General features: G+C 72.5%; 15 protein-coding genes. 6 read left to right on the top strand and 9 right to left on the bottom strand.

Annotated elements, in window-relative coordinates; translation table 11 throughout:
- Positions 1 to 12 precede the first annotated feature (12 nt).
- The 3 genes from ACZ7MF_RS15825 to ACZ7MF_RS15815 all read right to left on the bottom strand — a co-directional run bounded on the left by ACZ7MF_RS15825 (position 13) and on the right by ACZ7MF_RS15815 (position 2,941).
- Positions 13 to 1,128 carry a serine hydrolase domain-containing protein gene (locus tag ACZ7MF_RS15825; protein ID WP_471477381.1) on the bottom strand — a complete coding sequence of 372 codons (1,116 nt, stop codon included), beginning with the start codon at positions 1,126 to 1,128 and terminating at the stop codon, positions 13 to 15.
- Positions 1,129 to 1,169: 41 nt separating this feature from the next.
- Positions 1,170 to 2,138: a DUF3500 domain-containing protein gene (locus ACZ7MF_RS15820; RefSeq protein ID WP_471477380.1), complete on the bottom strand. Its 969-nt coding sequence runs from the start codon at positions 2,136 to 2,138 to the stop codon at positions 1,170 to 1,172.
- A gap of 68 nt (positions 2,139 to 2,206) precedes the next feature.
- The gene (locus ACZ7MF_RS15815; protein WP_471477379.1) at positions 2,207 to 2,941 is read right to left on the bottom strand and encodes a translation initiation factor IF-2; all 735 of its coding nucleotides are present in this window, start codon (positions 2,939 to 2,941) and stop codon (positions 2,207 to 2,209) included.
- A gap of 313 nt (positions 2,942 to 3,254) precedes the next feature.
- On the opposite strand from ACZ7MF_RS15815, the gene ACZ7MF_RS15810 reads away from it, so the two are divergent.
- Complete coding sequence (locus tag ACZ7MF_RS15810; protein WP_471477378.1) at positions 3,255 to 5,624, top strand: esterase-like activity of phytase family protein; 2,370 nt, start codon at positions 3,255 to 3,257, stop codon at positions 5,622 to 5,624.
- A 115-nt stretch (positions 5,625 to 5,739) separates the two neighbouring features.
- On the opposite strand, the gene ACZ7MF_RS15805 is transcribed toward ACZ7MF_RS15810, so the two are convergent.
- From ACZ7MF_RS15805 to ACZ7MF_RS15795, 3 genes are all read right to left on the bottom strand, one after another.
- Positions 5,740 to 6,027 (bottom strand): DUF6355 family natural product biosynthesis protein, encoded by a 288-nt coding sequence (locus ACZ7MF_RS15805; RefSeq protein WP_361001517.1) that lies wholly within the window; start codon positions 6,025 to 6,027, stop codon positions 5,740 to 5,742.
- Positions 6,028 to 6,224: 197 nt separating this feature from the next.
- On the bottom strand, positions 6,225 to 7,754 hold the full coding sequence (locus ACZ7MF_RS15800) for a carboxylesterase/lipase family protein (protein WP_471478840.1): 1,530 nt from the start codon (positions 7,752 to 7,754) through the stop codon (positions 6,225 to 6,227).
- Between the two features lie 203 nt (positions 7,755 to 7,957).
- Entirely contained in the window at positions 7,958 to 8,941 is a 984-nt protein-coding gene (locus ACZ7MF_RS15795; protein ID WP_471477377.1) for a zinc-binding dehydrogenase, read from the bottom strand.
- A gap of 327 nt (positions 8,942 to 9,268) precedes the next feature.
- Here ACZ7MF_RS15795 and ACZ7MF_RS15790 point away from each other — a divergent pair, with 327 nt between their 5' ends.
- From ACZ7MF_RS15790 to ACZ7MF_RS15775, 4 genes are all read left to right on the top strand, one after another.
- Positions 9,269 to 10,228, top strand: a complete 960-nt coding sequence (locus tag ACZ7MF_RS15790) for an SDR family NAD(P)-dependent oxidoreductase (protein WP_471477376.1) — start codon at positions 9,269 to 9,271, stop codon at positions 10,226 to 10,228.
- Positions 10,229 to 10,330: 102 nt separating this feature from the next.
- Positions 10,331 to 11,545: an MFS transporter gene (locus ACZ7MF_RS15785; RefSeq protein ID WP_471477375.1), complete on the top strand. Its 1,215-nt coding sequence runs from the start codon at positions 10,331 to 10,333 to the stop codon at positions 11,543 to 11,545.
- Between the two features lie 7 nt (positions 11,546 to 11,552).
- Positions 11,553 to 13,220, top strand: a complete 1,668-nt coding sequence (locus tag ACZ7MF_RS15780; RefSeq protein ID WP_471477374.1) for a PucR family transcriptional regulator — start codon at positions 11,553 to 11,555, stop codon at positions 13,218 to 13,220.
- Positions 13,221 to 13,417: 197 nt separating this feature from the next.
- Complete coding sequence (locus ACZ7MF_RS15775; RefSeq protein WP_471477373.1) at positions 13,418 to 14,788, top strand: diaminopimelate decarboxylase; 1,371 nt, start codon at positions 13,418 to 13,420, stop codon at positions 14,786 to 14,788.
- Between the two features lie 81 nt (positions 14,789 to 14,869).
- Here ACZ7MF_RS15775 and ACZ7MF_RS15770 read toward each other — a convergent pair whose 3' ends face one another.
- Genes ACZ7MF_RS15770 through ACZ7MF_RS15760 form a run of 3 tightly spaced genes read right to left on the bottom strand, consistent with a single transcriptional unit; the run spans position 14,870 to position 19,030 of the window.
- Positions 14,870 to 16,228: an MFS transporter gene (locus ACZ7MF_RS15770; protein WP_471477372.1), complete on the bottom strand. Its 1,359-nt coding sequence runs from the start codon at positions 16,226 to 16,228 to the stop codon at positions 14,870 to 14,872.
- Positions 16,229 to 16,288: 60 nt separating this feature from the next.
- The gene (locus tag ACZ7MF_RS15765) at positions 16,289 to 17,458 is read right to left on the bottom strand and encodes an acyl-CoA dehydrogenase family protein (RefSeq protein ID WP_471477371.1); all 1,170 of its coding nucleotides are present in this window, start codon (positions 17,456 to 17,458) and stop codon (positions 16,289 to 16,291) included.
- 15 nt (positions 17,459 to 17,473) lie between these two features.
- A complete protein-coding gene (locus ACZ7MF_RS15760) occupies positions 17,474 to 19,030 on the bottom strand; it encodes an acyl-CoA synthetase (protein WP_471477370.1) in 1,557 nt (518 codons plus the stop codon).
- 114 nt (positions 19,031 to 19,144) lie between these two features.
- Between ACZ7MF_RS15760 and ACZ7MF_RS15755 the strand changes: the two genes are divergently transcribed.
- Entirely contained in the window at positions 19,145 to 19,789 is a 645-nt protein-coding gene (locus ACZ7MF_RS15755) for a TetR/AcrR family transcriptional regulator (RefSeq protein WP_471477369.1), read from the top strand.
- The last annotated feature ends 1 nt before the right edge of the window (position 19,790 follow it).

Below are 19,790 nucleotides of genomic sequence, written 5' to 3'. Positions count from 1 at the left end.
CCGGGCCGTCGTTCAGGCCGGCGGGCCGAGCTCGGCCGTGATCAGATCCGTGAGGCGTCGAGCGGTGTCGAAATGGGGTGTGAGGAGGGTCTTGGTCACGGCAAGGGCGATGCCGGCCGCCGTGTCGGCACAGACGTAGCTGCCACCCCCACCGATCCAGCCGAACGTGGTGAGCGCCTCGCCCGTCCGGGTCCCGACACCGCCCAGCGGATAGCCCAGGCCCAGCCGGACGTGGTGGCCGAAGACCTGGTCGGTGCCCTCGAAGGCCACCGCCGTCACCTCTGCGAGCTGCCCCGGGGCGATGAGCCGGCCGTCGAGGAGCGCGGCGTTCATGGCGGCGACTCCCCGTGCGGTGAAGGTGCCGACCGACGGGACGTCGGCCCGGAGGACCTCGGCGTTGTTGCCCAGCTCCGCGGTCGGCCGCAGCTCCCACGGAGCGAGGACGGCTCCGTCGTCTGTCGCGGCGACCGCGGGCGGCCGGGCATCCTCGAGGTGGGCCAGCCGGGCCAGGTCGGTCCGGGGCACCGAGAAGTAGAGGCTCCCTTCGAGGCCCAGCGGCTCGGTGACCCACTCCCGCAGGAGCTGCCGCATCGGCCTGCCCGTCGCCCGGCGGGCGATCTCGCCGACGAGGAAGCCGTAGGTGAACGAGTGGTATCCCGTCCTGGTCCCGGGGCGCCACCGCGGTGCGGCGTCGGCGAGCGCCGTGCACACCCGCGACCAGTCGGCCAGGTCGCCGGGACCGACGTCACGGGGCATGGCCGGCACGCCGGCCGAGTGGGTGAGCACGTGCCGCAGAGTCACGGTCCCCTTGCCGTGGGCGCCGAACCGCGGCCACAGCTCGGCCACCGGCGTGTCGTACCCGACCCGACCGCTCTTGACGAGCAGGTGGGCGACGAGCGACGTCATGACCTTGCCGGCGGAGAAACCGAAGAACGGGGTCCCAGGAGTCACCCTGCGCCCGGTCCGGCTGTCGGCGACACCGGCCACGGCGTCGACGACGAGAGCACCGTGGTGGTACACGGCGACCTGCAAGCCCGTTTCGGCCCCCGTGCCGACGAGTTCGTCGAGCACACCCTGGATCTTCTGCTGCAGCGAGGTTCCCGACACGGCATCCGGTTCACTGTCCAACGTGTCACATCCTCCGTCTGCGCCCGCACCGGTGACGGTCTCTAGAAGTGCTGCTCCGTGTAGTGCCCGCGGAGCAGGTCGGCTCCCCAGTCGTGGCGGACGTGCCGCCAGACCGAGTGGGCGTGGTTGCCGTCGTCCTGCGTGTTGTCGTACTCGATCAGGAAATCCGGGGCGCGGACGCAGTAGTAGTGCCGCTCTCCCGGGGCGAGGCCGCCGGCCCAGGCGAAGGACAGGGAACCCAGCCCACGGTGTACGGCGTCGGACCAGCACTCGCGCGCGTACGCCTCGGGCGCACGGTCGAGATAGCGGCGCACCAGACGCTCCAGAAGGCGCTGTTGCCCCGGCGCCAGGCGGTCGTACGACAGGCCCTCGGGAAGGAGACCCGGATCGGCGAACGGGTCGGCCCGGGTCAGGATGTCGTCCGGCGGCGTGGCGGCGAAGAGTGCCGACGCCCGCGCGGTGCCGCGCAGGCTCGTGATCAGCTCTCTGGCCAGGTCCTCCTCCGGGCCCAGCGGCCGGAGGCCGGCCCGCGGGCCGTTTCCGGTGCGAGCCGGTTCCGCGCCGACGAAGTGCGGGGTCACCCGGATCCCGGCCCCCGTGACCACTACGTGGACGGCCAGGTGGTGGCCGTTCAGCCGCCAGCCCCACGGTTCGTCACCCTCCGGGTCGCCGAGCAGCCGCACCCAGTAGCGGTCCGGACCCGGGCGCCCCACCCGGGCGCGACGGTGCCGTTCCACCTCGATCGCCGCGCGCACCAGCTCCGCGCCCGCCGCGCTGTGCGCCGTGGTCAGCAACGCGTCGAGCACCTCGCGCTGCCGGCCGTCGAGCCCTTCGGTGGAGAGTCCGCGGCGCGGGCCCGGCAGATACGTCCACTCGCGCAACTCGGGCGCGTCCAACCGGTCGGGCACGGCGCGCAGCTCACGTACCTGCTCCGGCTCCAGGACGGCGAGCAGGGCACGCGCCGCCTCCCGCATCCCGGAGACGACGCCCTTCGAAGGAATTCCGCCCACGCTTCTCCTTCCGCCGACGGCCACTGTGCCGGCTACGGAGTCCATTGTGCGCGGTGGGCGGAGCGCTGTCAGTGCGGTGCCGGTGCCGGGTCCAGGGCGTTGGCGACGGTACAGCCGCCCTCTCCGGGCATCCGCTGGATGCGGGGCGGCACCCAGACCTCGGTCGCGCCGGGGACCACGCGGGCGAGCAGACAGTCCTGCGGGTCGAAGTGGTCGCCCTGCACCGAGAGGAGGACGCCGACCCGGCCGCCGTCCGTCTTCACCTCGGTCCGGATCGCCGGATCGAGGTCGAGCGCGGCGAGCGTACGGCGAACCTCGGTCTCGTCCACCCGGCCGCCCGCCGGGACCCGGGGGAGTCCCGCCCGAAGCTCCTCGGCGGGCAGCCGGGGCGGCTCTGGTGGCGGGGCGAAGGTCAGCACGGGGCCTTCCGGGCAGTCCACGTCGTGAGGGTCCTCGCGCCACCGCGACCTGGGGGACACCCGTACCGTGAAACAGCTGCGCACGGTGATCTCCTCGAGATCGACCCACGAGTTGTACGCCGAGCCGGACGTGCGGACGACCACGTCGATGCCGTCCCCCTCGTGTGTGGAGGTACCCGTCACCCGCATCACCTCCACCCCGTCCAGCCGCGAGGCGGCCCGCCCGACCTCCTCCGCCGTGCGGGGGCGCTGGTCGTACAGCCGTTCATCCACCGTCCTGGCTGCCTCCCGTGCGGCATCGGTCGCCTCGCTCCGGGAGGACTGGGCCAGTCCGCAGCCGGAGGCGAGCAGCAACAACGGGGCGAGCAGCAGTATTCGGCGCACGCGTGCGTCCTTCCTTGGCCGCACGCCCACCGCGTCGACGAGCGGGACCGGGTGACCGCGGCACTCGTCCGCTCCGTCGAGACGAGCACCCCGCCGTCCGAAGAGAGGCGCTCCGTACGGCACGGTAGCTCCTGGGCACCCACCACGGAGCCGTCGGTGGCGAGTTGGTCCCGACCGAGGCTCGTCTCGCGGCATGCCGTACGAGCCGGAGCCGCGGCCTCCCGGACTTCTCCCGCCGTTCACCCGCCGTCCCCGTGGCACTCGCCCTCGGCTGAAAACGTCCGGTGACGGAGTGGACCGGACCGGAGGAAAGATGTCCCCCAAGAGCAAGAGAACCCGCGCGGCGCTGGCCGCCCTGGTCGTGGTCGCCGGCAGCCTGGCGACCGCGGGAGCCGCGTGGGCGGAGCAGCCGCACCACGGGCAGCAGCATCGCGGGCAGCAGGCCAAGCAGCATCAGCAGGGGCGGCCGAGCCTGTTCGAGCGCACCGCCACCTACCCGGTCTTCCACAACCGTCCGGCCGGCGAGGACGCGGCGGCCGGGACCGTCGCGGAGATCTCCTCGGTCAGCGAGGACGGCCGCACCCTCGTGCACACCGACGCGGTGGCCCGGCGGATCGGCTTCCTGGACATCTCCGACCCCGGCCACCCGCGCGGCCTCGGCACCCTGTCGCTGGCCCGGCTCGGCGACGCCGAGGACGAGCCGACCTCGGTGACCGTGGTCGGCCAGTACGTCCTGGTGGTCGTCAACACCAGTGCGAGCCACGCACGGCCCTCCGGACGGCTCGACGTCGTTTCGCTGCGCGACCGCAAGCGGGTGGCGAGCTTCGACCTCGGTGGGCAGCCCGACTCCGTCGCCCTCAGCAAGGACAAGCGGTACGCCGCCATCGCGGTCGAGAACGAACGCGACGAGGAGGCGACACCGCCCGGCCGCGACGAGGGCGACCTGCCGCAGGCACCGGCCGGCTTCGTGCAGATCGTCGACCTGGGCCGGGGCGCCGCCCCCGCGCACTGGCGGACCCGGGCGGTTCCGCTGACCCGGGCCGACGGCCGGGCGCTGCCCGTGCTGGCCGAGGCCAAAATCGCCGAACCGACGGACCCGGAGCCGGAGTACGTCTCGATCAACAGCCGCAACCAGCTCGCGGTGACCCTCCAGGAGAACAACGGTGTCGTCCTGATCGACCTGCCGACCGGCCGGATCGCCAAGGCGTTCAGCGCCGGCACGGCCTCGGTGCGCGGCATCGACACCGCATCCGACGGCAGGATCGACCAGACCGGGTCCATCGAGGACCTCCCGCGCGAGCCCGACGCCGTCGGCTGGATCGACGACCGCTACCTCGCCACCGCCAACGAGGGCGACTGGCGCGGCGGTACCCGCGGCTGGTCCGTGTTCGACAGCCGCACCGGCAGAACGGTCTGGGACGCGGGCAACGGCTTCGAGCGGCTCGCCGTACGCCACGGCCTGCACAACGAGGGCCGGTCGGGGAAGAAGGGCGCCGAGCCGGAAGGCATCGCGATCGCCGAGTACGACGGCGTGCCCTACGCCTTCGTCGGCTCGGAGCGCGACAACTTCGTCGCGGTCTACGACGTCAGCCGCCCCACCCGGCCGGTCTTTTGCCAGGTGCTGCCCGCCACCAACGGCCCCGAGGGCCTGCTGCCGATCCCGTCGCGCGGACTGCTCGCGGTCTCCAGCGAGGAGGACGACGCCGAGGCGGGGGTGCGCGCGTCCGTGAGCCTGTTCCGGCTGGGGCGGGGCACCGGGCACGCCCCCTCGTTCCCGGACATCGTCTCGGCCGACGACGACCGCGGCGCCCCGATCGGCTGGGGAGCGCTGGGCGCGCTGTCCGCGGCACCGGGCACGCCGCACCGGCTCTACACGGTCACCGACGCGGCGTACTCCACCACCCGCATCCTCACCGTCGACACGGCCCGCCGCCCCGCCGTCATCACCCGGGAGCTGACCGTCAAGGACGCCGAGGGGCGGCCGGTGGGTTATGACGCCGAGGGCATCCACGCCCGGCCGCAGGGCGGCTTCTGGCTCGCCGTCGAGGGCGGGACGGGCGCGGGCAACAAGCTCGTCCGGCTCGACGCGCGGGGCGTGACCCGGCAGGTCGTCCCGCTGCCGGCCGATGTCGCCGCGGGCCTCGGCAAGCAGGGCTTCGAGGGTGTCACCGCCACCACGGACCGGCACGGTCACGAGGTCGTGTGGGCCGCGCTCCAGCGCGAGGCCGCGGGCGACCCGGCGGGTGTCGTGCGGCTGGGACGCTACGACGTGGCGTCCGGCAGCTGGAGCTGGTACGGCTACCGGCTCGAATCCACCGGCACGGCCGGTGACTGGATGGGGCTGTCCGAGGTCACCGTGGTCGGAGACCGGCTCGCGGTGATCGAGCGCGACAAACTCAACGGCCCTGCCGCCAGGGTCAAGCGGATCTACACGGTGGATCTGCCGAAGTCGGCGGCGCCCCCGGGAGCCCTGCGGGTCCTGCCGAAGAGGCTCGCGATCGACGTGCTGCCGGACCTGCAGGCCACCAACGGCTGGACGCAGGAGAAGCTCGAAGGTCTGACGGTCGGCGGTGACGGCCACGTCTACGCCGTCACCGACAACGACGGTCTGGACGACGCCACCGGGGAGACCGTCTTCCTGGATCTCGGCACGGCCCGACAGGTCTTCGGCCGCCGGGGCTGACGTACCAGACGTCAGCCCCGGCCGGGGACACAGAACTCCTGAGCCGAGAGACTGGGCCTCGGAGGTGGCGATACGACCTGGTTCGAGGTGCAGCCGGCCGTCCCCGCTGCTGGGTTCAGCAGGTGCGGCCGGTGTACCAGGCGCCGTCGATGTCCGAGCTGGAGCCGATCCAGGTCACTCCGGGTACCACACACCGTTCGCTGTTGGGCCCCCAGTCGTCGATCTCGATGACGATGTGTGAGCCGTCCGAGGTGCAGTGGTTGTAGTAGGCGTCGGAGGCGGTCTCGTAGAAGCCACAGGGATTCGCTGCGGCCGGACCGGCGCTCAGGGTGAGGGCGCCGGCGGAGGCGAGTGCCAGAGCGAGGGAGGCGAGGGCGCTGGTCACGATACGACGAAGCGGCAAGGAAAGCTCCAAACGGTGGGGGATCGCCAGACGGGACTGCCGGTGCCTGCCGATCCGTTGTTTCGATACGACGCCCAGATTCACAGCATCGGGGCAGCCGCTCTGATCCATGGCGGCACCGTTCACCCGGCGTAACGATTCACTGTTGCGCCGATCAGTTGATCTTCACCGGTTCCTGGTGCGCCTGGCGCCCCGGTTCAGGGGCGTAGGACCGGAAAGTCGGCCCTGGCCCAGAGAGCTCGGACGGCGGTGGCCCGGTCGCCGGTGTCGGCGGCGTGATGGCCGGCAGTCCACACCTTGACCTCGGTCGTGGAGTCACGGACAGGCGGCCAGCCCGGGTTTCCGGTGGCGGCGAAGTCGGCCCAGGCGCGCACCATTCGGCGTGCCAGTTCCTGGTCCGCGGCGGTGGGTGCGCCGCCGATGAGGAAGGCCAGACGCTCGTCGTCCAGGTTTCCGAAGGCGAAGGGAACGTCCGCACAGTGCCAGGCGCGTACCACCGCGCGCGGATCGGTACGGCGCCGGTCGAAGCGGGAGCGGAACGTCCGGCCGCCCGCCCGGGCGTGGAGTTCGGCGAGGCGGTTGGCGTACTCACCGAACAGCAGGTCGCCGAAGACGGCGAGGTAGACGTCCAGCACCGGGGCCTGCGGCAGCGTGGCGCGGTATCCGGCCACCAGGCCGTCGGGGAGGCCGAAGTCCGCCGCGAAGCGCGCGAGTTGCCCGTCGGTGGTGACCTTCGCGCTGCTGCCGACGGCGTCGAGCAGCCAGTACTCCTCCGTGGTGTGGCACACCAGCAGGTCCACGTCCCTGGCCGCACCGGCCGCCATCCCCGTGAGGGGGTCGGTGGGCAGGACGTCGCCGTCGAGGACGGGGGCGTACAGCGAGGGGTCGTAGTGGCGGGACCCGGAGGCGGGGTCGTGCCGGTAGTGGTCGACCACCTGGTCGGCGGCGGCGACCAGGGCCTGCGGAGTCGCGGAGACCAGGCCCGCCGACGTGGCCGGGCAGCCCGCCGCGGCGGCGACCTCGCGCGTGGTCGCCGCCGCGATGTCGCGTGTGTAACAGGGGCTGGCGGGGCTGTGTGCGATGGCGCGGTGGAACAGGCCGCGGGCGCGGTCCATCACCATGAGGCAGGCGACCGAGGCGGCGCCGGAGGACTGGCCGGCGACGGTGACGTTGCCGGGATCGCCACCGAAGGCGGCGATGTTCTCGCGCACCCACCGCAGGGCGGCGACCTGGTCGAGCAGCCCCCGGTTGTCGGGGTGGACGATCGGCCCGTCCGCCGGGACGTGGCCGAAGCCCTCGAAACCGATGCGGTAGTTGAGAGTCACCACGACCAGCCCGGCACGGGCCAGTACCGTGCCGTCGAAGTCGGGCTGGGCCGAGGATCCGAAGGTGTAGGCACCGCCGTGGATCCAGACGAGCACCGGCAGGGGGCCACCGTCCGGGACCGGCGTCCACAGGTTGACGGTGAGGATGTCCTCGTCACCGGGAGACCACACGGGCGCCCCGGGCAGTCGCGCGGACTGCGGGGCGACCGGACCGAATCTCCTGCCCTCCCGCACCCCGGCCCAGGCCGGAGCCGGGGCCGGCTCCCGGAACCGGTGGACGCCGAACGGCGCGGCGGCATACGGAACACCGAGGACGGCGACGACGTCGCCGGAGGCCCGAAAGCCCCGGACCGAACCGTGCCGGGTCTTGAACACGTCCACTGGGACCGCCTCTCGCTGCATGCCGATGGGGCGCCTCAGCATGGCATCGCCCCGCCGGTCGGGACCAACACCAAGATCGCCAGGATTGACGCTCCGGCGTTGTCAATCTCTTGGTGCCGCCCGTGCCGCCCGTGCCGCCCGTGCCGCCCGTGCCGCCCGTGCCGCCCGTGCCGCCCGTGCCGCCCGTGCCGCCCGTGCCGCCCGTGCCGCCCGTGCGCGCCGTCCTACTCGCCGTCCTGCTCGCCGCCCATCAGAAGCAGTGACTTGCCCACCGTCGTACGCGCGGCCAGAGCGCGGTGGGCGTCCGCGGCCCGCGCCAGCGGGTAGGTGGCGCCGACGGCCGGGCGCAGGCGCCCCTCGGCGGCGCTGTCCAGGGCCAGGCCCAGCAGTTCTCGGACGGTCTCCCGGTCCGGAGGGCCGTCCATGAGCGGCATGAGCAGCCGGATGCCTCGGCGCGCGGCGGATTCCCGGTCCGGGGCGGCGAATCCGTCGGCGGTCCCGTAGGTGACGAAGCGTCCACCGTCCGCGAGCGCGTCGACGCCGGCCGCACCGAGCGCCCCGCCCGCGCCGTCGTAGACGAGCCCGGCGCCGCCGCCGGTCGCCTCGCGCACCCGCTCGACCCAGTCCGCCCGCGTGTAGTCGACGACGGCCTCGGCGCCCAGGTCACGGGCCAGGGCCAGCTTCGCGTCGCTGGACGCGGCGGCCACCACCCGGGCCCCGGCGTCGACCGCCAACTGCACCAGCAGTGTGCCCGCCCCGCCGGCCGCCGCCGAGACCAGTACCCATTCCCCTTTCTGCGGCGCCCCGAGCCGGTGGAAGCCGAGGGCGGTCACGCCGTCGTGCACCAGTGCGGCCGCCGTCACGGCGGCCAGCCCGTCGGGGACCGGCATGATCTCCGCCTCACCCGCGACGACCTGTTCGGCGTATCCGGTGCCGGTTCGTACGACCACGCTCCGGCCGACCCAGGCGGGGTCCACCCCGTCACCTACTGCCAGCACCTCGCCCGCTCCGCCACCGCCCGGCACGTACGGCAGGGTTCGCGGGAAGAGGTCCTGACCCCAGCCGTCGCGCAACAGCGTGTCCAGGAAGATGACGTCCGCCGCGACCATGCCGACGACGACCTGGCCGGGGCCGGGCACGGGATCGGGCAGGTCGATCAGGGTCAGCACGTCCGGAGCACCGAACGAGGCCACTTGGATCGCGTGCATGAGCAGCACCCTTCGCTGTAGGCAACGTCCCGCTCACCCTCCAACCTCAAGTCCGGTCGAGGTCAAGGCTCGTCCTCAACATCGGCATCGCCGACGACGACACCACCGTGGGAGCCGAAGCGATCGAGGAACCCTGTACCGATGCCGCCGACCAGTGCTTCCTCGTCCGGACAGGGTGAAGGCGTGGGCGGGGGCATGGGCGCGGATGTGTCGGTCGTCTGTCGGCGGTAGGTGTGATCTGTCGGCGATCTGTCGGCCGGGGGAGCGACCTTGGGCGAGTCGGTGCTCTTCACGAGCACGCTGCCCGAGCACAAGGAGTCTGTCATCGTGTCTTCCGCATCCCAGAACCGACCGTGGGACGTACACCGGCTGCCGTCTGCCGAGGGACGGAACTTCCTCGTCACCGGGGGGAACGCCGGGATCGGCTACTTCGTCGCGGAGCAGCTCGCCGCCACCGGCGCCCTCGTCGTCATCGGCAGCAGGAACCCCGCGAAGGTCGACGCCGCCCTTGCCTCGATCAGCTCACGCGTCCCGGGCGCGCGGGTGCGGCACCTGCACCTGGACCTCGCCGACCTGTCCACCCTGAAATCCGCCGCGGACGGTCTGGCGCTGGACCTCGGTCGTCTCGACGCGGTGGTCCACAACGCGGGGGTCGCGCTCGACGACCCGCCCCGTCGGCAGACCGAGGACGGCCACGAGCTGATGTTCGGCACCAACCACCTCGGCCACTACGCGCTGACGCGATGGCTGGCGCCCCTTCTGTCCGCGGCGCCGGCGGGCCGCATCGTGACGCTGGGAAGCTTCGCGGCGCGATCCGAGCGGCTGGACCTCGACGACCTGCAGTCGACCCGGGACTACCGGCCCAAGCGCACCTACGGCCGGTCGAAGCTCGCGCAGATGTGCTTCGGCTTCGAACTCGACCGCCGGCTGCGTGCCGTCGGCAGCACGGTGCTCAGCGTGGTGGCCCACCCCGGTGGCGCACTGGACGCCCTCACCCCGCCCCGCCCGCCGGTCAGCGTGCCGACCCCCGGCGAGCGGCTGCGCGGCCTGCCCGCGGCGCTCATGGTGCAGGGCAAGGACGCCGGAGCATGGCCCGTCGTCCGTGCCGTCCTCGACCCCGACGTACAAGGAGGGCAGCTGTGGGGGCCGAGGGTCTTCGGCCTGCGTGGCCAACCGCGACGTGAGCCGGTCCCCGCACACATGGCGGACCCGGAGGTCGCCGCACGCCTGTGGGCGGCCAGCGCGGAACTGACCGGTACCACCGATCCGCACCTCGGCTTCCGGTAGGCGGAACCGCCGTCAGCCACAGGCCCACCAGCAGCGAAGACGTGACCCTTACTCTCACTGTCATTGGAACGACTGCTCGGAGATCAAGGACAATCGAAAATCATGTCTGAACGAGCGACGGAATCCGTCCTGCGGTCCCCGGGCATACCCCACCTGCTGACGGTGGGAGCCTTCTGCTTCGCGGGACTGGCCCTGCTGCTCCCCGTCTCACCGGCGTGGGCCGTGGCCGGGGGCGCCGACGAGTTCGGCGCCGGACTCGTCACGGCCGTCCTCATGGCCGCGACCGTCCTGGCCCAGCTGTGTGTCAGAACGGCGCTGCGCACCATCGGCTGGCCCCGCACCCTGGCCCTCGGAGCCCTCCTGCTCGGCCTGCCCGCCCTCCTGCAGAGCCTCAGCGACCACCTGGTGCCCATCCTGGTGACGACCGCCCTGCGCGGAGCGGGATTCGGCATCGTCACCGTCTGCGGCGCCACCGCCGCGGCCGCCCTGGCCCCGCGCGGTCGCCAGGGGGCGGCCATCGGCCTCTACGGACTCGCCGTCGCGCTGCCCCAGGTCGTCCTCACCCCGGCGGCACCCTGGCTGATGGGAACGTTCGCCCTCCCCGCGATCGTCGCCTGCGGTGTTCTCCCCGTCCTCGCGCTGCCCTGGACCCGGTCCCTCGGCCGCGCGGTCGAGGCCCGCACGGACGGTCCGCCCGCCCAGGACGGCCGTACCGGGCACCCCGCCCCCGCGACCACGGTGCTCCGGCGCATCCTGCTTCCGCTCACCGTCCTGCTCCTGGTCACGGCAGCAGGCGGAGCGGTGCTCACCTTCGCCCCGCAGTTCACGAGCACCCCCACCCTCGCCGCCACCGGTCTGCTCGCGCTCACCGCCACGGCCGCTCCGGCCCGCTGGGGCTGCGGAGAACTGGCCGACAGGATCGCCCTGCGGCCCATCACCGCCCTCCTCGCCTCGACCGCGTGCGCGGGACTGGCACTGATCGCCCTGGCCGTCGGCTCGGACGGCGAGCCCGTCCTCCCCCTGCTCGCCGGACTGCTCCTGCTGGGAGCCGCGTACGGAGGGCTCCAGAGCCTCACCCTGGTGCAGGCCTTCGACCTCGCCGGCCCGGAGAACCGGCACGTGACCTCCGTCGCCTGGAACATCGGTTACGACGCCGGCACCGGGCTCGGATCCCTCGCGCTGGGCCTGGCGGCGCAGGCGGCCACCTTCTCCGCCGGTTTCGCCGTCATGTCCGCGGTGCTGGCAGCGGTGGTCCTGGCGGTAGTCCTCACCCCCGGGCGGCCGCCCGGGAGAAGGCGGCCGCTCGGCCGACCATGATGGACGCATGGCAGCAAGGGAACCGGACCGGCGCGACGGCAGGCCGTCGCTCGAGCAGATCCTCCGTCTGATCGCCCCCGGAATGCTGGATGTCGTCGTGGCGCCGCGCGGATCCGGGGTGCCGGTGGCCGACGTGGTACTGCACGACCCGGGTGAGGAGCGGGACGACGGCACCTGGGCGGCGTCCGGACTGATCCTGCTCGCGGTCGGGGTGGATGCCGCCTCGCCGGACGCGATCGACGTGCTGCGTGGTGCGCAGCGGGCCGGAGCCGCGGCCGTGGTGCTGAGGCGGGGGGCCCGCGGGCCGCGGGCGGCACTGCTGGAGGCGGCCGCCTCGGGGCGCACCGCGCTGCTCACCCGGCGGCCGGGGCAGGGGTGGACCGAGGTGCTCGGCCGGCTGCGCACCGCTCTGGCGCACAGCGCCCCGACCGGAGGGACCGGGGTGGAAGGGCTGCGGCTCGGCGACCTCCCGGAGCTCGCCAACACGGTGGCGGCCCTGGTCGGGGGCGCGATCACGATCGAGGACCCGCAGTCGCGGGTGCTCGCCTACTCGCGGATGGACCATGAGCCCGACCCGATGCGCCGGCTGACGATCCTCGGGCAGGAGGTGCCTCGCTGGCGGGTGGACGAACTGCGGGAGAGCGGCTTCTTCCAGGCCCTGTGGAACACTGACGGCGTCGTACGTCTGCCCGCCGACGACCGGTACGCGGAACGGCTGGCCGTCGCGGTGCGCCACGGGTCGGAGATCCTCGGGTCCCTCTGGGCCGCCGCCGACGGCCGGCCGCTGGCCGAGGACGCGGCGGCGGCGCTGCACACGGCGGCGCGGGCCGCCGTGCCGCACCTCGCCCACCACCAGACGTGGGGCCGGGCCGCGGCCCGGGCGCGGGAGGGCGCGGTGCACGCGCTTCTCGACGGCAGTGGCCAAGCGGCCCGCGTCGCGCACGACGCCGGGCTCGCGCCGGGCCGGCCGTACACGGTGCTGGTCGCGGAGGCGTACGACAGCCGGGACCTGACGGTCGTGCCCGCCCCGGCGACGGGGGGCGCCGCCGAGCAGCGGATGCTGGACGTGCTCGCGCTACAGGCCGAGGCGTACCGGCCGGGCTGCGTGACCGCGCGGTCGGGGCGGCGGCTGTACGTCCTGCTTCCGGCGGAGGACGGCGAGACGGACCCGGCGCGGGCCCTGGCGGCGACGGCGCGGTCGGTGCCGCGCGGTGTGGTGTTCGCCGGCGTCGGCCCGGTCGCGGCGGACCTGTCGGGGCTGCCCGCGTCGCGCGAGGCCGCGGAGCTGGTGGTGCGGGTGCTGCGGGAGCGGGCCGCGCGGCGGCCGGCCGCGGACGTGGTCTCCGCGGTGGCCGCGTTCGGCGAAGTCGTTCCCGAGGTGTCCGCGCTGCGCCTGCTCGACCTGATCGCGCCGTTGTGGGAGAGCCTGTCGGGCCCCGTGCACGCGATGGTCGAGCACGACCGGGCGCACGGCTCGGAGTACGGCGCGTCGGTCGGCGCCTACCTCGACGCCTTCGGTGACACGGGCACGGCCGCACAGCGCCTCAACGTGCATCCGAACACCCTGCGGTACCGGCTGCGGCGGGCTCGGGAGCTGTTCGGTGTCGACCTGGCCGACCCCACCGTGCGGCTCCTGGCGGACGTCGGACTGCGGCTGGCGCGACGCACGGAGTGAGGCCCCGGTTCTCCGGAGCCGTGGCGGTCACCCGAGCATCTTGATCGTTGAGCTGTCCCGTTGCACAGGAAACTGCCCCCGCCATGGTCGTGTGGCACGAAGACTTACCGGGCTCGGCGGAGCGAAGCTGTACGAGGCAGAACGGCCGGCCGCTCCGCGAGCGCCGTGCACGACCGACACCTCTGGAGTGTGGTGCAGTGACTTCCGGTTCCCTCCACCAACGCGGCAGCGCCCGTGAGGCCGCGCTCGCACGGGCGGTCGAGGACGGCCTGCTGGGCCCGCGAGCGCCCCTGGTCGGTCTCCTCGACGTCGACGGCGTGCTCGCCGCCGTCGACGCGCTGAACGACGCGTTCGAGGGACCAGCCCCGGTGCAGCACACGTTCGCGGCGAAGGCGTGCGGGCTGGTGCCCGTGCTGCGGCTCCTCGCGGAGGCGGGCATGGGCTGCGAAGTGGCCTCGCCCGGCGAGCTGGAGCAGGCGCTGGCGGCCGGATTCACCTACGACCGGCTGGTGTTCGACAGCCCTGCCAAGACGGTCGAGGAGCTGGAGTTCGCCCTGGCCCACGGCATCGCGATCAACCTGGACAACTTCCAGGAGATGGCCCGCGTGGACGGCCTGCTGGCCGGCCGGGAGGCCTCCGGGCCCATCGGACTGCGGGTGAACCCGCAGATCGGCGCGGGAGCCATCGGTGCGATGAGCACCGCCACCGCGACCTCCAAGTTCGGCGTCGCGCTGCGCGACGAGGGCGCCGTCGACGCGGTGATCGAGGCCTTCGCGCGCCGGCCCTGGCTCAACCGGCTGCACGCCCACGTCGGCTCCCAGGGCTGTCCGCTGCCGCTCATCGCCCAAGGGGTCCGGGCGGCGTACGAACTGGCCGAGCGCATCAACAAGGAGCTGGGACGCGCCCAGATCACCGGGCTCGACATCGGCGGCGGCCTGCCCGTCAACTTCGACAGCGAGGACGACCGTCCGACGTACGCGGACCACGTCGCCGAGCTCCGCTCCGCCGTACCCGGGCTGTTCGACGGCCGCTACGCCCTGATCACCGAGTTCGGCCGTTCCCTGCTCGCGAAGAGCGGCACCATTGGCTCGATCGTCGAGTACACCAAGTCGGCCGGTGGCCGCAGGATCGCGGTCACGCACGCCGGCGCGCAGGTGGCCACCCGCACGGTCTTCATGCCGGACGCCTGGCCGCTGCGCGTCGGGGTGTTCGACGCCGCGGGCCGGCCCAAGCACGGCCCGGCCGAGGTCGTCGACATCGCCGGCCCATGCTGTTTCGCCGGTGACCTGACCGCGACCGGGCGTGAGCTGCCGGCCGTCGAACCGGGCGACGTGGTGGCCCTCTACGACACCGGGGCGTACTACTTCTCTTCGCACTTCTCCTACAACTCCCTGCCACGTCCCGCTGTCTACGGATACCGGACGGATTCCCGCGGGCAGGTCGCCTTCGCACTCGTGCGCGAGGCCCAGAGCGTGCGCGGCGTCGTCGAGGAGAGCGGACTCTCCCAAGCGGACGCCCTGGTGACACTGCGCTCGGGCAAGACCGCGCAACGGGTGCCGTACATGTAGCCGCACTGCGGGAACCGCCCGGTCAAGGCCATGATCCACACCCGTCCCCATGTCGACCTCTTCGGACGAAGCGGCGCCGGTTCATCGGATTCCTGTGTGTGCACCCTTCTCGGGGTCGGTCGCGGGGTGGAGCAGGCCGAGCCGTCGCGCGTCCTGTTCCGGCCGGATGGCGGTGACGGCCGTGGCGCCCGCCAGCAGCATCACCGCGGCCGCGATGAGGAACGCGGTCCTATAGCCGGAGGACGCCGTGTCCGCCGTGTCGATGAGGCGACCGGTGACGAAGGGGGCGATCAGTCCCGGGAGGGTGCCCGTCGCGGCGACGATGCCGAAGACGGCACCGCGCTGGGCCCCGGGAACGACCTCGGCGGCGGTCACGTAGTGCAAGGGGATCGCGACGGCGACCGTGCCGAAGGCCACCCCGATCAGGAGCAGACGGACGACGACGCCGTCGGTGAACGGAAAGGCGGCCATGGCACAGCCGGCGACACACACCGACGCCCCCTGTACCGCACCGCTGGACCAGCGGCTGGACACCCCGCGCGCCTTGAGGGCATCCACGAGGGGCGAGACGGTCAGCAGCAGTACGAGGCTGAGGGCGGAGATGGCGCTGATGGCGGTCGCCACCGCATGAGCACTCATGTCGAGCTGGGTCCTGAGGTAGGCGGGCAGCCAGGCATGGGCCAGAGCGAGCGCCCAGGCGGCTCCGAAGGCGCTGGCGATGCTGCCCAGCACGGTTTTGGTGAGCAGCAGTCTGCGGTAGGGAAGGTGCTTCACGGGCCGTGGCGCGTCGGCTCGTGGTGGGCGTGTCTCGTCGAACGGTCCGTCATGGCCCGTCCGCCGCCACACCAACGCCCACAGCAGGCTGACCACGGCGAGGACGGCGTACGCCGATCGCCATCCGAAATCCGTGATCAGCCAGGTGAGTACCGGCGCGGAGACCAGCGTGCCGATCGCGGCGCCACCGATCTGCAGGGCCGAGGGCAGTCCGCGCCGCTCGGGCGGGAACCACTTGTACAGCGCGTGCATGGACATCGAGGCCGCCGGGCCTTCCGCGACACCCAGCAGGACGCGGCCCGCGATCAGGGTAGGGACCGCCGCCACGGCCAGCACGGGCAGCTGGGCGACCGCCCACAGCAGCGCCATGACGAAAAGCATGGTCCTGCTCGAGACACGCGAGGAGAAGAACCCGACGACGAGTCCGGAGAGACTGAAGAACAGGTAGAAGGAGCTCGAGATGAGCCCGTAGGTGCTGTTGCTGATGTTCAGCTCGTCCATGATCGGGACAGCGGCGAGACCGAGGACCGACTTGTCGGCGAAGTTGATGACCATGAAGGTGACGATCATGGCCGTCACCAGCCACGCCCGGCGGCGGTCGTACGGACGGCCGGCGGGCCGGCGGGCGGAACGGTCGGCGGGGGGCGCGGAGAATCGGACTGCCATGGGTGACTCCTGCGGATGCGGGGCGAGCACCGGCGGGTGCGGACCGCCGGTGCCGCCGGGTCAGACGAGTGCCTTGACGATGGCGTTCTTGTGGATCTCGGTCGTGCCGGTGACGATCCGGAACATGCGCAGGGACCGGAAGATCTGCTCCACCTCGTGACCGCGTGTCAGGCCGTCCTTGCCGTGGATCTGCACGGCCTGGTCCGCCGTGCGGAAGCAGGCCTCGGCGGTGAACAGCTTGCACATGTTCGCCTCCACCGCGATGTTCTCGCCGCGGTCGGCCTTCGCGGCGGTGGCGAGCACCATCGACCGGGCCGCGTAGAGGTCCGTGGCCATGTCGGCGAGCTTGTGCTGGATGGCCTGGAGCGCGAGCAGCGGCTGTCCGAACGCGACGCGGGTCTTCGCGTGGTCGACCGACAGGTCCCAGGCCCGTCGCGCGGCACCGATCAGGGAAGGGCAGTGGAGCAGCCGGTTGAGGGTGATGCGGCCGATGCCGATGCGCAGCCCCTGGCCGGTCTCCCCGAGCAGGTTGGCGACGGGGATGCGGCAGTCCTCGAAGACGAGGTCGCCTTCCATCTGCTGGCCCGACATGGGCACGGCGCCGTCCAGGACCCGGCAGCCGGGGGTGTCCAGATCGACGAGAAAGGCGCTGTACGTCTCCTCGCTGTCCGCCATCCGGGCGACGACGACCGCGAAGTCGGCGAACGGGGCGGCGGAGCTGAACACCTTGTGCCCGTTCAGCACATAGCTGTCGCCGTCCAGCGTCGCGGTGGTCCGCATGCGGCGTACGTCCGAACCCGCGTCCTGTTCGGTGAGGGAGAAGCAGCAGGCGCGCTCGCCCCGGACCACCGGGAGGAGGTAGCGCTCCCGCTGCTCGTCGGTGGCGTACTTCACGATCGCGCCGACGCGCAGCGGCCCGCCCATGTCGCCCAGGACCGAGTGGGACAACGCCGCCGCGGAGGCGGTGAGTTCCTCCTTCAGGGCGCACAGTTCGGTGAAGTTCAGTCCCTGGCCGCCGAGTTCCGGCGGCAGACTGATGCCGTAGAAGCCGAGCTCGGCGCTGCGTTTCCAGACGCCTTCCAGGGTGGTCCGGTCCAGCTTGCTCTCGGGGGTGATGCCGTGGGCCCGCTCGTAGGGGAGGAGTTCGTCGGTCAGGTAGGCGCGCAGCCGGCCGACCAGATCCTGAAGGCGGGGGTTGTCGTCGTAGCGGGGGGTGAGGGTGTAGGGCATGGAGTGGTTCCCTGTTCAGTGGACGCGGCGCTCGGCGCCGGACCAGTAGGTGTCGCGGATGGCGCGGCGGTCGATCTTGCCGTTGGGGTTGTGGGGCAGCGCGGCGACGACGTCGACGGAGCGGGGCTTCTTCATGCGCGCCAGGTGCTCGGCGCAGAAGGCGATCAGCTCCTCCGCGTCGAGCGTGACCCCCGCCCGCGGGACGACGACGGCCTTGACCGCCTCGCCCCACTGCTCGTCGGGTACACCTACGACCGCGGCCTCGAAGACGCCGGGATGCTGGTGGAGGACGGACTCGACCTCGACGGCGTAGATGTTGAAACCGCCGGAGATGATCATGTCCTTCCTGCGGTCGACGATGAAGACGTATCCGTCGCTGCGCCGCCGCGCCAGGTCGCCGGTGAGGAACCAGCCGTCGCGAAAGCTCCGCGCCGTCAGTTCCGGCTCGTTGTGGTAACCGGGAACGACGTCGGGCCCGCGGACGGCGATCTCGCCGATCTCGCCGTCCGCCACCGGGTCGCCGCCGTCGTCGACGATCCGCACCTCGGCCTCGGTGAGCGGGCGGCCGCAGGAGAGCAGCAGTTCCTCGTCGTCGCCCTCGACGGCGCGGCGGTGGTCCTCCGTGGAGAGGAACAGCACCCCGGAGGTCGTCTCGCCGCATCCGTAGCCCTGGCTGAGCACGGGGCCGAAGAGATCCCAGGCCGCCCGGACGCGGGCGGGTGACATGGGTGCGGCGCCGTAGAGCAGATGGCGGAGGCTGGAGAGGTCGTGGTCGCGGGCGTTCTCCAGCGCGAGGACCGTGTTGACCATGGTCGGGACGAGGAACGCGTGGGTGGCACGCTCTCGTTCCACGGTGGCGAGGAATTCCGCGGCGTCCCAGCGCGGCAGCACGACGGCGCATCCGCCGGCGAAGAAGATGCCCATCAGCGGCATGCCGGAGGCGTGGGTGACGGGACCGGCGAGGATCTGCCGGTCGCCCGTACCCACCCGAGTGGCCCGGTTCATCACCGACTTGCGCAGCAGGGCCAGCCGATTGCCGTACGTCTGCACGGCCGCCTTGAGCTTGCCGGTGGAGCCCGAGGTGAAGTGCAGGACGGCGATGTCGTCCTCGGCGCACTCCACGTCCACGGCCTCGCGGGAGGTGGCCGTGAGGAGTTCCGCGTAGCCCGGACCGAGACCGGCGGGACCGTCGTAGCCGATGACGGCCTTCACGGCCGACCCGGGCACCGCCCGTCGCGCCGTGTCCAGGTGGGCGGCGTCGGTGAGCAGGACGCGGGCGTCCGACTCCCGCAGCAGATGGGCGACTTCGCCGTCGCCGAGGCGGGCGTTGACCGGCGCCCGGGTCAGCCCCGCCTTGTAGAGGGCCACCTCCGTGACGACCAGCTCCGCGCGGTTGGCCGCGAGCGTCGCCACGCGCTCGCCCCGGCCCAGGCCCATCCCGGTGAGCGCGGCCGCCAGCCGGTCGCTGTGGTCGTCGAGTTCCGCATACGTCAACCGGACGTGCCCGCAGACCACCGCCTCCGCGTCCGGGTGGTGCCCGGCTGTCCGGCGCACGTAACGCCCGAGATTCATTGCCGCCTCCAGAGTTTCAGAACAGTCTGTTCAGTATTAATCGTGTTGTCCGGCAAGGTACGGGCAGCGCTAGGGTCGGGTCAACGGTCCTGACGAGAAGGAATCGAAGTGGACATGAAGCCCGAAGACCGCCGCGTCCGGCGGACGCGCGCCGCGCTCCGCAAGGCCTTGGTCGAACTGGTGCTGGACAAGGGGTTCCAGGCCATCACTGTCGAGGAGGTCACCGAGCGGGCCGACATCGGCCGGGCCACCTTCTACGCGCACTACCGGGACAAGGAGGATCTCCTGGTCGGCATCGTCCGCGACCTCGCGCAGGACCGCGAGCGTCTGCTGCCGGCCGTTCGCCAGGCGCACGCCCAGGGCTTCACCGGGCTGCCGGTCAAGTACATCTTCGAACACGCCGCCCAGGAACGAGGCGTCTACCAGGTGATTCTGCGGGGGGAGGGCGACGGGCGGGCGCTGCGGGAGTTCACCGAACTCATCCGCTCACACGCCGAGACGGCCTTCCGCGACCGGGCGCGGCAACTCGGCGTGGAGCCGAGGATCCCGCTCGGCATCGTCGCCCGCGCGTGGACCGGCGAACTCATCTCGGTGCTGGGCTGGTGGGTCGAGAACGACACGGGCTACACCGCCGAGCAGATCACCGCCCACCTGCGGGACCTCTCCGTCTACGGAAGGGTCTGGGCCACCGGGCTGACCCCGGTGGACGCCCCCGGAGCCGTCGACCTCCCCGGAGGCCAGGGCGCCGAACCCCGGTAGT

The sequence above is a fragment of the Streptomyces sp. NPDC111628 genome (genome assembly GCF_055635195.1).
Note: the sequence above shows the minus strand (reverse complement) of the source record. Positions and strands in the feature narration are given on the sequence as shown.